Annotated in this window: 14 protein-coding genes; 6 read left to right on the top strand and 8 right to left on the bottom strand. The window is 61.6% G+C overall.

Features of this window, described 5'->3' with window-relative positions; translation table 11 throughout:
* Nucleotides 1–176 precede the first annotated feature (176 nt).
* Nucleotides 177–1,049 (top strand): GerMN domain-containing protein, encoded by an 873-nt coding sequence (locus AB4Y87_RS18030; protein ID WP_442005671.1) that lies wholly within the window; start codon nucleotides 177–179, stop codon nucleotides 1,047–1,049.
* Nucleotides 1,050–1,095: 46 nt separating this feature from the next.
* On the opposite strand, the gene AB4Y87_RS18035 is transcribed toward AB4Y87_RS18030, so the two are convergent.
* The 3 genes from AB4Y87_RS18035 to hrcA are packed head-to-tail and all read right to left on the bottom strand — an operon-like array spanning nucleotide 1,096 to nucleotide 4,065.
* A complete protein-coding gene (locus tag AB4Y87_RS18035; RefSeq protein ID WP_442005672.1) occupies nucleotides 1,096–1,869 on the bottom strand; it encodes a 16S rRNA (uracil(1498)-N(3))-methyltransferase in 774 nt (257 codons plus the stop codon).
* 2 nt (nucleotides 1,870–1,871) lie between these two features.
* Nucleotides 1,872–2,999, bottom strand: a complete 1,128-nt coding sequence (gene dnaJ, locus AB4Y87_RS18040) for a molecular chaperone DnaJ (protein WP_431115348.1) — start codon at nucleotides 2,997–2,999, stop codon at nucleotides 1,872–1,874.
* A gap of 58 nt (nucleotides 3,000–3,057) precedes the next feature.
* Nucleotides 3,058–4,065 (bottom strand): heat-inducible transcriptional repressor HrcA, encoded by a 1,008-nt coding sequence (gene hrcA, locus AB4Y87_RS18045; protein ID WP_442005673.1) that lies wholly within the window; start codon nucleotides 4,063–4,065, stop codon nucleotides 3,058–3,060.
* 174 nt (nucleotides 4,066–4,239) lie between these two features.
* On the opposite strand from hrcA, the gene AB4Y87_RS18050 reads away from it, so the two are divergent.
* Nucleotides 4,240–5,091: a DUF3097 domain-containing protein gene (locus AB4Y87_RS18050; protein ID WP_442005730.1), complete on the top strand. Its 852-nt coding sequence runs from the start codon at nucleotides 4,240–4,242 to the stop codon at nucleotides 5,089–5,091.
* A gap of 135 nt (nucleotides 5,092–5,226) precedes the next feature.
* Nucleotides 5,227–5,640: a DUF4870 domain-containing protein gene (locus AB4Y87_RS18055; RefSeq protein ID WP_159699313.1), complete on the top strand. Its 414-nt coding sequence runs from the start codon at nucleotides 5,227–5,229 to the stop codon at nucleotides 5,638–5,640.
* Between the two features lie 30 nt (nucleotides 5,641–5,670).
* Here AB4Y87_RS18055 and hemW read toward each other — a convergent pair whose 3' ends face one another.
* Both hemW and lepA read right to left on the bottom strand, forming a co-directional pair.
* Nucleotides 5,671–6,900, bottom strand: coding sequence for a radical SAM family heme chaperone HemW (gene hemW, locus AB4Y87_RS18060; protein WP_442005674.1), 1,230 nt, complete (start codon nucleotides 6,898–6,900; stop codon nucleotides 5,671–5,673).
* Nucleotides 6,901–8,754: a translation elongation factor 4 gene (gene lepA / locus AB4Y87_RS18065; protein WP_442005675.1), complete on the bottom strand. Its 1,854-nt coding sequence runs from the start codon at nucleotides 8,752–8,754 to the stop codon at nucleotides 6,901–6,903.
* 220 nt (nucleotides 8,755–8,974) lie between these two features.
* Between lepA and AB4Y87_RS18070 the strand changes: the two genes are divergently transcribed.
* Entirely contained in the window at nucleotides 8,975–9,514 is a 540-nt protein-coding gene (locus AB4Y87_RS18070; RefSeq protein WP_442005676.1) for a type II toxin-antitoxin system PemK/MazF family toxin, read from the top strand.
* A gap of 167 nt (nucleotides 9,515–9,681) precedes the next feature.
* Nucleotides 9,682–9,942: a 30S ribosomal protein S20 gene (gene rpsT / locus AB4Y87_RS18075; protein ID WP_442005677.1), complete on the top strand. Its 261-nt coding sequence runs from the start codon at nucleotides 9,682–9,684 to the stop codon at nucleotides 9,940–9,942.
* Between the two features lie 81 nt (nucleotides 9,943–10,023).
* Here rpsT and holA read toward each other — a convergent pair whose 3' ends face one another.
* Nucleotides 10,024–11,040, bottom strand: coding sequence for a DNA polymerase III subunit delta (gene holA / locus AB4Y87_RS18080; RefSeq protein ID WP_442005678.1), 1,017 nt, complete (start codon nucleotides 11,038–11,040; stop codon nucleotides 10,024–10,026).
* A 219-nt stretch (nucleotides 11,041–11,259) separates the two neighbouring features.
* On the opposite strand from holA, the gene AB4Y87_RS18085 reads away from it, so the two are divergent.
* The gene (locus AB4Y87_RS18085) at nucleotides 11,260–11,979 is read left to right on the top strand and encodes a hypothetical protein (protein ID WP_442005679.1); all 720 of its coding nucleotides are present in this window, start codon (nucleotides 11,260–11,262) and stop codon (nucleotides 11,977–11,979) included.
* 40 nt (nucleotides 11,980–12,019) lie between these two features.
* Here the strand turns inward: AB4Y87_RS18085 and AB4Y87_RS18090 are convergent, their stop codons facing one another.
* Complete coding sequence (locus tag AB4Y87_RS18090; protein ID WP_442005680.1) at nucleotides 12,020–13,621, bottom strand: ComEC/Rec2 family competence protein; 1,602 nt, start codon at nucleotides 13,619–13,621, stop codon at nucleotides 12,020–12,022.
* Nucleotides 13,614–14,474 (bottom strand): helix-hairpin-helix domain-containing protein, encoded by an 861-nt coding sequence (locus tag AB4Y87_RS18095; protein ID WP_442005681.1) that lies wholly within the window; start codon nucleotides 14,472–14,474, stop codon nucleotides 13,614–13,616. The genes AB4Y87_RS18090 and AB4Y87_RS18095 overlap by 8 nt, the downstream gene beginning before the upstream one ends.
* Nucleotides 14,475–14,515: the final 41 nt, after the last annotated feature.

The following is a 14,515-nucleotide window of genomic DNA, read 5'->3' on the forward strand; positions in this document are numbered from 1 at the left end:
CCGGCCAGCCGCCGTCGACGATATGCCAAGCTGGCAGAGCGGGTAGTCAAACTACGCGCGTTCGACGGGCCGGCGACAACCACCGGCCACCAAGGCAAGGAACCCCCATCGCGCAGTCAGTAAGTCATCAGCCCGGCGGGCGAAAGCGGAAAAAGTCCGCCGTCGCAGCGCCAGCGATGCTTGCTGTCCTTTTGCTGACCGGCTGTATCGCCAACGGCGGACCCACTCAAACTACGTCCAGTGCGCCGCCAGTCAGCGTCCAGGAAGCTCCGGCCAGCAACGCTCCCCTGGAGACCACCCAGGCGTCCACGAAGATCCCGGTCTACTGGATTGGGCGGAGCAAGGAAGATGTCTACCTCTACCGCGAATTCAGGGACATCTCCGGCGATGGAAACCCCGTCACCACTGCGCTGCGCATCATGATGGCCGAAAAGCCGTTGGACCACGACTTCTTCACCCCGTGGCAGGACCCCGGCAGCCTGGCAACATCCATCTCGGGCAAGAACGTGATCACCGTTGATATTTCCCGGGATGCCTTCAACTCCAACCTTGATGCAGGCATGGCGCAACGGGCTGTACAGCAGCTGGTCTACACTGCCACGGCAGCAGCTTCGTCGTCAGGCCTGATCAACTCCGGGCAGCAAATCCAAGTGGTCATCCTGGTCGACGGTCACACTGATTTCATGGCCTTCGGCCAGGTACGGCTCGGACAACCAATGGCCAGGGACGCTTCCTTGGTGGCGCCACTATGGATCATCGACCCGCAGGAGGACACCTCGCTCCCGGCTGGCGTGGTCAAGTTCAATGGCCGCAGCACTGACAGCTCCAAGCCGGTCAGCTGGCAGATCCTCCGGGACAACGGCAATGGCGAAAAGGCCAGCCTGCTGACCGGCCAGACAAAAGCCACAGGAGAGCCGGGACAATTCGGCGTCTTCTCCTTCAATGCGACACTGAAACCAGGGAAATACGAATTGCGCGTGTCCCAGGTTCAGGACTCCGGGCAAGCAGACACATCCACCACCGATACGCGGCTTTTCAGCGTCGGCTAGAGCCGGCGTCGCGCATTAGCTGGCGTTGCCTGGAAGGCGACACAGCCTACCAGCGGCCCAACACGTCGGAGGCGAGTACGACGGCGGCGGGTCCCGCCGTCGAAGACCTCAGGACGTGGTGCCCCAAGAGAGCCGTGACCGCCCCGGCGTCGCTGAGGCGCGTCACCTCGCGTGGCGAGATGCCGCCTTCCGGCCCCACGATCAAGAGGACTTCACGTGGTGAATCCAGGCCGCCGGCCTCAGCCACGATGGGCGCTTCCAGGACGGTCCGCAAGGGGTTCTTGGCGTCCTCGTGAAGGATTACAGCCAGGTCCGCGGCGGCAACAGCCTTTGCCAAAGCCGCGGAATCCAGGATAGGACGCACCTCCGGTATCCACGCCCGCCGGGCCTGCTTCGCCGCGGCAGTGACCACAGACTGCCACTTCGCGTGGGCCTTCGCAGCGCGATCCCCCTTCCAGCGGACGATGGATCGCTCAGCCTGCCAAGGGATCACTGCGTCTATGCCCAGTTCGGTGGCCGTTTCAATGGCCAACTCGTCACGGTCGCCCTTGGCCAACGCTTGGACCAGCACCAAACGCACGTCCGGCTGATCTTCGAAAACTACCTCGGATGCCGTGACGGACAAACTTCCAGGGCCAACTTCTGCAACCGTGCCTGTCAGGCGGGCTCCTGCGCCATCGGCGATGTCCACGGACTCACCGACAGTGAGCCTCTTCACGGTAACGGCATGCCGGGCTTCTGCACCGTCGATGACGAACACAGCGCCCGGCTCAACTCCGTCCAGGCTCCCGGCGGGCGTGAAGAAAACGGGGTTGCTCACCGCTACAGGTTACCGAGCTTGTCCCGCAGCTTGGCGAACATGCCGCCGCTGGCCACGAGTTTGCCCTCGCTGAACTGCTCGCCGCGCAACTTGGCAAGCTGCTGCAGGAGCTCTTCCTGTGCTGGATCCAGCTTGACCGGTGTCTCAACGTGCAGGTGCACCTTGAGATCGCCTCGGCCATAGCCCCTGAGGTGGGTAACGCCCAACCCGCGAAGCGTGATGACCTCGCCGGACTGGGTGCCGGCCTTGACATCAATCTCCTGGGGCCCGTCGAAAGTTTCCAGGCTCAGTTCCGTGCCCAAAGCGGCGGCTGTCATCGGAACGCTCAGTGTTGCGTGCAGATCGTCGCCTTCGCGGATATACGTGGAGTCATTGTTGACGCGGATCTCTACGTAGAGGTCGCCCGCAGGTCCGCCAGCTGGTCCTGCTTCGCCCTGTCCGGAGAGTTGGATGCGCGTACCTGTCGCAACACCGGCAGGAACCTTGATGGTGAGGGAACGCCGGCTGCGGATACGGCCCTGCCCGTTGCACTCGTTGCAGGGATCCTTGATGACCGTACCGAAGCCCTCACAGGAACCACACGGCGCCGTGGTCATGACCTGGCCCAGGATGGATCGAACGGCCCGCTGGACTTGGCCGCTGCCGCCACAAATGTCACAACGCTCGGGATGCGTGCCGGGCCGGCAGCAGCTGCCATCACACGTGGGGCAGACGACTGCCGTATCAACTTCGAGCTTCTTGTTGACACCAAACACGGCGTCCTTGAGGTCGATGCGGACACTGATGAGTGCGTCCTGGCCGCGGCGCACACGGGAGGCCGGACCAGCGTGCCCGCCGCCACCGCCGAAGAAGGTATCGAAGATGTCCTGGAACGCGAAACCCTGGCCGGAGTAGCCGCCACCAAAGCCGTTGTCAGTGCCATTCTCGTTACCGGTGGCATCGTAGACCCGGCGCTTTTGGGGGTCGGACAGCACTTCGTAAGCATGCGTCACGGCCTTGAACTGCTCCGCGACATCCTCCCCCGGGTTGACGTCCGGGTGAAGCTTTCGCGCCAACTTGCGGTACGCCTTTTTGATCTCTTCCCCGGTGGCTTCCGGCGAGACTCCCAAAACGTCATAGTGGCTGCTCAAAGTCTGTATCTCTTCCTTGTTATACGGTTAGACGGCGATTCTTACCTCGGGGCTTGCGTCAGCCGCCGAGAATGCGGGAAAGGTAACGGGCCACGGCGCGCACGGCAGCCATGGTGGTGGGATAGTCCATCCGGGTTGGTCCGAGGATTCCCACCTTGGCACCGGAGCCGTACCCCGTTGCCACGACCGAGGCCTCGGCCAGGCCATCGTAAGGATTCTCGCGCCCGATGCTCACTGTCACGCCGCGGGGATCATCCCCCATATCGGACAACAACCTAAGCATGACAACTTGTTCCTCAAGAGCTTCCAGCACTGGCCCAATACTCAACGGGAAATCGACATTTGAGCGGGCAAGGTTGGCTGTTCCGGCCATGACGATGCGCTCTTCGCGGCTGGTGTCGCTGAGGGCTTGGAGACCATGGGCAAGATGCTGCGCGAGTCCCCGAAGCTCCGGTGGGCACAGCGCCACTACGGAAGGCAACACCTGCGGCAGCAGTGCCAGCTGGGTTCCCGCGATGCTTCCCAGGAACCGGGAACGCAGTGCCATCAAGGCCTCGTTGCTTACATCGGAGCCAGCCTCGATGACCTTCTGGCCAACGCTTCCTGTATCTGCGATGAGCACCACGAGCACCTGCTTTGGCGCCAGGAGGACAAATTCAACGTGACGGACCAGGGCACGGTTGGAGTGCGGATACTGAACGACGGCGACCTGGTTGGTCAGTTGCGACAGTAGCCTGACCGTGCGCTCAAGGATGTCATCGAGGTCGTCCGGCCCTTCAAGGAGCGAGTGGATGGCTCGACGCTCCGCGGCGGACAACGGTTTGACCTGCGAGATGCGGTCCACGAACAGCCGATAGCCCTTGTCCGTGGGGATGCGGCCTGCGCTGGTATGCGGCGCTGCGATGAGGCCTTCTTCTTCCAGCACAGCCATATCGTTCCGGATGGTGGCGCTGGAAACGCCCAGATGGTGCCGCTCCACAAGTGCCTTGGATCCAACAGGCTCACGGGAATGCACATAATCCTCAACGATTGCGCGCAGCACTTCAAGCTTGCGTGGCTCACTCATTGCAACACCTCCTGACGACTGTCCGGGCCTTTATCGGGACGGATAAACAGCACTCACTTAGCACTCAACATGCCCAAGTGCTAACAAGTCTAGTATGAGCCAGCACGTTGCTAGCATTGAAACCGCCCGCGGGAGTTATTCCCAGCACAACCAGCACAGAGGGGTATGAAGTCCTTGGCTTTCGATACGTGGGGCCCGCAGGATCTGTCCGCTCCTGCCAAACGCCAACTCCCCGAGGTAGCCGTCCAGCGCGGGATGGTCCTTGAAGACGTCCAGTCCGGCTGGGTGGGCGAAGTCACACGGGTGGAGAAATCGGGGGGAATGCACATCGTCTCCCTTGAGGACAGGCGTGGCAAAACCAAGTCGTTCCAACTCGGGTTCGGTTTCCTGCTTGAAGGGCAGGCCATCCGTCTCATGCCTCCGGCAGCAAAGGCTCCTGGTTCGCCTGTGCAGTCGGGTCGAACGGCATCCGGGTCCGTAAGGGTCCTGGGCCATCGTGCACAGGTGGCCAAGGCGAGCCGTATTTGGGTGGAAGGCAAGCACGACGCCGAGCTGGTGGAGAAAGTCTGGGGCGACGACCTCCGCATTGAGGGCATCGTCGTAGAGCCACTCCACGGCGTGGACGACCTCAAGTCAGCTATCGCCGCATTCTCGCCCGGGCCAGGGCGCAGGCTCGGGATCCTGGTAGACCACCTCGTGGCAGGCTCAAAGGAATCACGCATCGCCGCAGAAGCCATGACGGTACCCGGAGCCGCCGGAAACGTCCTGATCGTCGGCCATCCGTATATAGACGTCTGGCAAGCCATCCGGCCAAAAGTGCTGGGTATTGAGCGGTGGCCGGAAGTTCCACGAGGCACTGACTGGAAGACCGGGATACTGACCGCGTTCGGCTGGCCGCACGAAACCGCCGAAGACATTGGACTCGGCTGGCAGCGCCTGCTTGGTGCGGTACGCAGCTACGCCGACTTGGAAGCGTCGCTGCTGGGAAGGGTAGAGGAAGTCATCGATTTCCTCACCACTGCCTGACGGTCTTGTCCTGAATTACGTTTCCTCAATGCACTTTTCGCAGGGACGTAACGGGGCGTTGGTCCCGGGATGACCCGGAAGCCAGTATTCTGGGACAGCAACACTGCAGCATCTTTACAGCAAAGGGAAGACACCGTGGCAGAGAACGCTCCTGAAGAACCGGGCAGCGCCGCAGGCCAGCCCCAGTACCATGGCGCGCCGGCAAACGCACTCCCACTGACGGCAAGCGAAGACCGGCAGTGGGCCACCCTTGCGCACTTCGGGGGAATTCTGGGATGCCTGCCGTCCCTGTTGATCTATCTCATCTTCCGTGATCGCGGGCCGTTCACGGCGCAGGAATCCAAGGAAGCACTGAACTTCACGCTTCCACCGACCATCGCGGCAGTCCTGGCAAATATCCTGGTTCTGCTTCCCGTCGTGGGCAATATCTTTGCAGTCATCGCCACGGGCATCTGGGTAGCACTAACGTGCTTCTCAGTCTCGGCTGGTATCCGCGTCAATCACGGACAGCCCCACCGCTACAAGCTCAACCTGCGCTGGATTAAGTAGTCCAAGGCTTCCATCGGATTCTGCCGACGATTAGTCCGGCAGAATCCTGCGCACCACGGCGTCGGCCAGGAGTCGGCCCTTAAGGGTAAGAACCAGGCGACCCTTGAAGGCCGCACCCGGATCCACCAGTTCTTCAGCGATCAGTCCTGCCATCGCATGGCGGCCAACTTTGTCCAGCGCATCAACGGACAGACCTGTACCGAGCCGGGCCTCAAGCATGATGCGCTCGACTTCCCGGGTTTCGGCGTCAAGGGTTTCCCTACCAGCTGCCGGCGAGTCTCCTGCAGCCAGCCGGTTGGCGTAAGCGGTGGGGTGCTTGACGTTCCACCAGCGGACACCGCCCACGTGCGAGTGAGCGCCCGGACCGATCCCCCACCAGTCATCGCCCCGCCAATAGGCAAGATTGTGACGGCAGGCCTGTTCAGGCGCTTTCGACCAATTGCTGACCTCGTACCATGTCAGCCCGGCTTCCGAGATCAATTTATCGGCGAGCTCATATTTCGCGGCGTGGTCGTCCTCGTCAATTCCGGGAACTTCGCCGCGGCGGATTTGGGCCGCCAGCTTTGTGCCGTCCTCCACGATCAGGGCATAGGCGCTGATGTGATCGGGTTCGTAGGACAGGGCGGTCTCAAGGGACAGTTGCCAGTCCGCCATCGACTCTCCCGGCGTGCCGTAGATGAGGTCAAGGCTAACGGCCAGGCCCGCCTCGCGCGCCCACTGGACCACCAGCGGAACGCGGCTCGGGGTATGGGTCCGGTCCAGCACTTTGAGGACGTGCGGTACCGCGGACTGCATGCCAAAAGAGACGCGCGTAAAGCCTGCATCCGCCAGCACCTGGAGCGACTCGGGCGTTACGGAGTCGGGGTTGGCTTCGGTGGTCACCTCGGCGCCCGGTTCAAGTCCCCACTGCACGACGGCGGCACGAAGGATACGAGCCAAGTCCTCGGCAGGGAGCAACGTGGGTGTCCCACCACCGAAAAATACAGTGCTCAGTGGGCGCTTCGGCAGACCGGAGGCATCCATGGCGGTGGCTGCAAAGGCCAGTTCAGTGACAGCCGTGCCTGCGTAAGCATCCTGCGACGCCCCACCACCCAGCTCGGTGGCCGTGTAGGTGTTGAAGTCGCAATAACCGCACCTCACCGCGCAGAAGGGGATGTGCACGTACAGGCCGAACTTGCGGTGCTCGACGCCGATCAGCACCTGCGGAGGCAACAAACCGTCCGCAGGTGCAGGGTCGCCCAAAGGGAGGACGCTGGGCATTTACTTCTTTGCCTTGTCCTTGGACTCGTCGGTGGTCAGCGCAGCGATGAAAGCTTCCTGAGGCACTTCAACGCGGCCCACCATCTTCATGCGCTTCTTGCCTTCCTTCTGCTTCTCGAGCAGCTTGCGCTTACGGGTGATGTCRCCGCCGTAGCACTTGGCAAGAACGTCCTTGCGGATGGCCCGAATGCTCTCGCGGGCAATAATGCGAGATCCGATGGCGGCCTGGATGGGCACCTCGAATTGCTGACGCGGGATGAGTTCGCGCAGCTTGCCGGTCATCATGACACCGTAGGCGTAGGCCTTGTCACGGTGGGTGATGGCACTGAAAGCATCCACCTGCTCGCCCTGGAGCATGATGTCCACCTTAACGAGGTCGGCAACCTGTTCGCCGTCGGCCTTCCAGTCCAGCGAGCCATAACCGCGCGTCTTGGATTTGAGGATGTCGAAGAAGTCGAACACGATTTCCGCCAAGGGCAGGCGATACCTGATTTCCACACGGTCCTCGGAGAGGTAGTCCATACCACCCATAACGCCGCGGCGGCTCTGGCACAGCTCCATGATGGCGCCAACAAACTCGTTCGGTGCCAGGATGGTGGCTGAGACCATAGGCTCGCGGACCTCGGAGATCTTGCCTGTGGGATATTCGCTGGGGTTGGTCACGTGGATCACCTTCTTGTCCTCCAGCGTTACCTCGTACTCCACGTTGGGAGCTGTGGAGATGAGATCGAGGTTGTACTCGCGCTCAAGACGCTCACGGGTGATTTCGAGGTGGAGCAGACCCAGGAAACCAACACGGAAGCCAAAGCCCAATGCGGCGGACGTCTCGGGCTCATAGACCAGAGCGGCGTCGTTAAGCATCAGCTTCTCGAGGGCATCACGGAGCACGGGATAGTCAGTTCCATCAAGCGGGTACAGACCCGAGAAAACCATGGGCTTGGCATCGGCGTAGCCGCTGAGCGACTCCGACGCCGGCTTGGCGAGGTTGGTAACGGTATCGCCAACCTTGGACTGGCGGACGTCCTTAACACCGGTGATCAAGTAGCCGACCTCGCCCACACCCAAGCCCTTGGAAGGTGTGGGCTCCGGGGAGCTGACGCCGATTTCCAGGAGTTCGTGAGTGGCGCGCGTGGACATCATCTGGATCCGCTCACGCGGGTGCAGCATGCCGTCCACAACGCGAACGTAAGTGACCACGCCGCGGTAGGTGTCATAGACGGAGTCGAAGATCATGGCCCGGGCAGGAGCATTGGCATCGCCCACGGGAGCCGGGAGGTCACGGACAATTTTATCCAGCAACGCTTCCACGCCTACTCCGGTCTTGCCTGAAACCTTGAGGACATCTTCCGGGTCTCCGCCAATAAGGTTGGCCAGTTCCGCCGCATACTTCTCAGGCTGGGCTGCCGGGAGGTCGATCTTGTTCAGCACCGGGATGATGGTGAGGTTGTTCTCCATCGCCAGGTAGAGGTTGGCAAGCGTCTGGGCTTCGATCCCCTGTGCTGCGTCAACCAGCAGCACAGCGCCTTCACAAGCTGCCAGGGAACGCGAAACCTCGTAGGTGAAGTCGACGTGGCCAGGAGTATCGATCATGTTCAGGGCGTAGCTGGTGCCATCGAGTTCCCACGGCATACGCACTGCCTGGGACTTGATGGTGATGCCGCGTTCACGTTCGATATCCATACGGTCCAGATACTGGGCCTTCATGTCGCGCTGTTGAACGACGCCGGTGTACTGCAGCATGCGGTCGGCCAAGGTGGACTTACCGTGGTCGATGTGGGCAATGATGCAGAAGTTCCGGATGATGGCCGGATCTGTTGCGGCGGGCACCGGTGCGGTGCGGGCCATGGGAGACACGCAGGATCCTTACTGTCGACACTCACACGGCAAATCCACCGGCTGGGCAAAGGCCAGCCGGGACACGCCGCGCATCTGATCCTCTAGTCTCCCACGAACCAGCGGTTCACCGTACATTCCTGGTTCACCGCGCATTCCTGCCGGAGCAGTACATTCCAGCCGGACTCGATGAAACGCTGCGCACCCTTGCTTGGCAAACCATCGCTGTAGCGTTGTCCGCATGGCTTTGGACTTGCGCCCACTGGGCAAACTCATCCTTCGATCCCTCAAGGCGCTCGGCGGCAGCAGTACTGGTAGGAAGAACGCTCCCGCTGGTTCCCCTCGGCAGCGAACCCGGCAACCCGCCGTCGGGCAACAACCGGGCGCCTACCCCGGCGACTTCGTTGGCGTGACGAAACTGCACTACTCCCCCAAGCCGGATGGTCGGCCTGATCCCGGTGAAATTGTGTGGACCTGGGTTCCCTTTGAAGAGGACTTCTCGCAGGGCAAGGACCGCCCGGTGCTGTTGGTTGGCAGGGATGGCGAATGGCTCCTGGGCCTCATGCTGACATCCAAGGACCACGACAACGGCAGGCGGGCAGGGGATTACGTTGATGTTGGGGTGGGGCAATGGGACCGTCAAGGGCGCCCCAGCGAAGTCAAGCTTGACCGCGTCATCCGGGTGAGCTCCCAGGCGATCCGACGGGAAGGTGCAGTCCTCGGCAAGCCAGCGTTCCTTGAGGTTTCCCGCGCCCTGAGGGATCGTCACGGCTGGAGCTAATCACCGTTCCACACTGGGCCCGGCTTTCTGCTATCCTTTATAGCTGTGTGTCCGTGCAGGTCGACGGCCACTCATGGTTGGCTGCCATAGGCATCCCCACGCCGCTCAGTCGATGGCCAACCTGAAAACCCTCTAGACCATTTCCGCATTAAAAAGAGAGTTCATACGTGGCTAATATCAAGTCCCAGAAGAAGCGCATCCTCACCAACGAGAAGGCTCGCCTGCGTAACAACGCCGTCAAGTCCGAGCTGAAGACGGCCATCCGCGTCGTTGCCAACGCCGTTGAGTCTGCTGACAAGGATGCTGCTGCAACTGCACTTGTTGCTGCCAGCCGGAAGCTGGACAAGGCTGTCAGCAAGGGCGTTATTCACAAGAACAACGCTGCAAACCGCAAGTCGGCGATCTCCAAGAAGGTCAACGCACTCTAAGGTTTTTCCAGTTCGACTGAGCTGATCAAAAGGCCGGCGCCCACGGGTGCCGGCCTTTTGGGTTTAACCCCGTCGCTGGATTTAACCCCGCCGCGCGGAGGTAGCGATAACGGTTACCGCGTGTTCCACGGCATACACAGGATCGCGGGACAGGCCTTTGACTTGGGCGTCGGCCTCGGCGACAACCTGTATAGAGCGAATGAGGCCCTCCGGGGTCCAGCGACGGACGTCCCGCTGGGCCTGCTCGACGAGCCAAGGCTGCATACCCAGGCTTTTCGCGATGTGGGCCGACGATCCTTGGGCTCCGGCAACCTTGGCCAACGTGCGCAGCTTTGCCGCAAGCGCAGCCACCAAGGGAACAGGATCAACCCCGGTAGACAGGGCATGCCGCAAGGTGGACAAAGCCACTGGCCCGTTGCCCGCCATCGCGGCATCGGCCACCTTGAATGCCGTGGCCTCGACGCGTCCGCCGTAGTAACGTTCCACGGTTGCTGCATCCACGGCTGTCGTCGCGTCAGCAATTAGCTGGTTGCAAGCGGCCGCGAGCTCGGACAGATTGGCTCCCACTGCATTGACCAGGGCCTGGACAGCTTCGCCATCAATCCGGCGACCAGCGGCTTTGAACTCCGAGACAACAAACGCAGTTTTGTCCGCGTCCTTCTTAAGAGGCTGGCAATCGATCACAGGCCATCCAGCCGATTTCACTGCGTCAAGCAGCTTCTTCCCGCGAACACCACCGGCATGGCGCAACACCAAAACCACATCCTGTTCGGGACGGGCCAAGTACGACAAAGAGTCGGCCAGGAACGCATCATTCATGGCTTCCAGGCCCTCAACTTCAATGAGCTTTCCCTCGCCGAACAGAGACGGGGTCACGGTCATCGCCAATGACCCGGCCTCGTAGGAACCCGCGTTCAGCCTGCTGAGTTCAACATCCGGAGTTGCCGTCCGCACTTGGGATCTGATGCGGTCCATGGCCCGAATACCGAGGTACTCCTCCGGGCCCGTGATCAGCACCACGGCGGCCGGGGTCGCGTCCCGCCAGCTGACGTTGTTCGCAGCGACGCTCTTGGCCCGGGTGTTTTGGGCAGCAGCCACAGATGGTTCCTTCCGGCGGATTTTTTGCAGACTTCAAGTCTGCCATGCCTTCGCGGCCGTGGTGCCACTGCTGTTGCGGTCGGACTCTTCCCAACGTCGAACACCTGGCTGCTGTGTGGATCTTCCCTCCGCCTGCGGCACGATTCGAACAATCTTCCTACTAGGTGTGTGTTAGCGGGCAGCAAGAAATCTGCCACAGGCACCTGTAAGGGGATACCGATGTACAAGAAATCGCTGCTGGGCCTCGGGGTCGTAGCACTCGTTGGAATGGCGCTGGGTGCATGCTCAGACCTCGGAACATCGCCGGACACAGCTTCCGCTCAGCCCAGTGAGAAGGCAGCACAGGCGAAACAGTACAGCAACGGGGAACTACTGGATTTGGTCAAGCAGATCAAGGCGGCTGATGGCACCAGCCTGACCACGGTCTCCGGCGAGGAACTGTCCAGCCAGGAGAACCCGATGAAGGAACTACTGGCCTTGATGACCATTGAGCCCGCGGAATGCAAGGCACTTGGCGCCCTCGGCTCATCGGAGACCATTGCCGGATCCACAACGGCAGGAGGGGCATCAGTTGACACTGCCGGTGGCGTGATGACGGGTGTAACCCTGACCTCTGGTTTGGACGCAGACGCACTGCGCAATACGGTCCAGAACAACAAGTCCCAAGCAGCAGCCTGCGAGAACATCACACTCTCCATGGCGGGGCAATCAATGACCATGACAACGAAGCCGGTGGAGGGCGTCAGCTCTGTGCCTGACGCCGCGGCGTACAAGACAGCCATCAGCCTGCCCGATGGCAGGGCGCAGTCCACGTTTATCGCTTACGCCGTGAAGGACGGAGTGTTGATTACCGCTACAGCGTCAGGGCAGAACGCTGATGCAACGGGTGCCGCCGCTGCAGGTGCGCTCATGGATCAAGCAGCGGCACTCATCAAGTAGCGGACCACAAGCGGCGGCATCAGGAAAACCATGATGCGCGCTACTTCCTCCGTGCGATGTTGTCCAGCCGCTCCAACACAACCATCACCCGGTGATGAAGGACCCTCATCCGCAGAAGCACGCCGCCAGGATGCAGGGCTGTCCAGACGACGACTACGGTAACCACCGAAGAGATGGACATGGCAACGATGCCTGCCGGTCCTTCTGCCCAGGGAAGCGCCGCGCCCGGTAATCCGGCAAAGAACCGCGCTATGCCCGCCACACCACTGGCACAGCCACCCGCCAGCGCGATCGGAATCGCCGCTGCCAAGGGATGGATCGCGGAGAGCGGCACGGAAAGAGTCCCCAGAATCGTTATGGGAGCCACAAGCGGACCAGCGATCACGTTTGCAATGAGTGCATACGGCGAGAACTGCGGTTGGAGTGCCGCGATGACCGGTCCACACAGCACCTGCGCGGACAGGGGCACGGACACTCCCACGGCCAACCATTTGGGAATGGTGTCAGGAAACCACGACGCAATACGGCTGGCAAGCAGCACGATGCCAAGCGTAGCCAGGACGGAGAGGAGGAAGCCAAAGTTGCTGGCAAGCGTGGGATCCAGCAAAAGAAGCACAACGGTAGCCAGGCATAGGAAAGTTAGCGGTCTTCCCCGCAACCCGCCCGTCAACGCAGCCATCCCGACAAATCCCATCACGGCTGCCCGCAGGACACTGGGCTCCGGTCCCACCAAGACTACGAAGGCACCAAGGCCACATCCCGCAAAGGCGGCGGCGGGAGGACGCGCCAGTCTGAGGCATCTCGCAAGCAGGATGAAGCCGCCCAAAATGAGGCTGCAATTCGCGCCACTGACCGCGGTCAAATGCACCATTCCGGTCGTTTTCATGTCCGCTTCCAGGCTCTCCGGAAGAGCGCTGGTATCACCGGTAACCATGCCTGGCAGCAGCCCCGCAGCATCGGGAGGCAACCAACTTGCGGCATCGCGTAACTGCTCGCGCAGCTTGGCGGCCGAGTCTTGCAGGTCGAAGGCAGAGCCCAACACAACCGGTTTGGTGGAGGCTGTGAGAATCGCCGCTTCTGATTGTCCGGGCCGAACTTCCTTGAGTGTGCCAGTTGTTCGCACACGCTGTCCCGGGCGTATGTCCTGCCACGCATCGTCACCAATGACGATAAGAGAGGCAGAACCGCGAATTACGTTCCCTTCGGTGGTAAGGCTGACCAGGTTCGCCGGAACCGACCATCGGGTATTGCTGGAATGCCCGGGCTGCGGTACAGCAGAAGGGCTGCCTGTGACCCGGACCTGGATGACCACACCGGCGTCGGCGTCGACGGCGGCCCCGAGGGGACCTTGGTCCCGCTTTCCGGCAGCCAAAGCACAATGCCCAGCCGCCACAGCACCAAGTACGCAGGCCAGGGCGAGAGTAGCCGGAACTGTCCTGGCACGTGAAGCCGCGGTTGCCCGCAGACGCGAATGAAACAGCAGGGCGCTGGCGGCAGCGGCAAGGACTGCGCCAATAGTCGCCGACCACGCAGCTGTGAGAACACTGCCAGCCAGTGCAGCGGCCCACGTGAAAAGCACAGCAGGAACCAACCGGAGATCCAGACGCCTCAGCAACAGATCGCGCTCTAAATCCTCAGCCACCCTTCACCGTCACCAAATCCTGGAGCGACTCCATAAGCTTGGGCCCGATGCCGTCAATGGCATCCAACTCATCCACTGAGGCAAACGCTCCGTGCTCTTTGCGCCAGTCCACGATGCGCTGTGCTGTCACCGGACCCACCCTTGGCAGTGTCCCGAGTTCTTCCACGGAGGCAGTGTTGATGTTGACCTTTGTGCCTCCGGATCCCGGGCTGGCCTTGGTTTCCGCTGCCCCACCTGCGCCGTTCGCGGGTCCGGTTTCCTGAGACGTCCCTCCCCCTGACGCCTCCCCCGCGGCAGGAACATGGATCTTTGCCCCATCTGTGACTACTTCTGCGAGGTTGAGACCATTTAGGTCAGCGCTGGCAGTTGCGCCGCCTGCAGCATCGATCGCCTGAAAGACCCGGCTTCCCTCGGGAAGCGAAACGACACCGGGTTTCTGCACTGCCCCGGCAACGTGGACCAACAGCATCTTCATGTCTTGTGGCGGCGTCGCCGATCGAGTCGATTCAGGCTCCCCACTCTCGGGCACTGTTCCAGCCGATACCGACTGACTCAAGGGCTCCATAGTGGGCTGGCCAGTAGTCGCCTGAATAAGGAACCATGCTGCGCATGCTGCACCAACAACGAAAACGGCAACCGCTACCCTCCACGACGTTCGCCACCGAGTCCGCACCGTCATCGTCTCTTGACCATGGAGGAGATCGGTAGTCACTTCGTCCGGAACGGCCTGGTCCAATGGAGGGATGGAAAGCAAGGGAGCGGGACCCTCTGGAGGGTTCAGTCCCGAGGCAAAGCGTCGCCTGGCTGCCAGCGCTGCGGCGTCTGGGGATCCATCCCGATTCCAGCGTGGCATGATTCGAGCCTACGACCGACGCGATGGGAACTCAGTGGGGG

It is taken from the genome of Paenarthrobacter sp. RAF54_2 (assembly GCF_052113945.1).
Classification (GTDB): Bacteria; Actinomycetota; Actinomycetes; order Actinomycetales; family Micrococcaceae; genus Arthrobacter.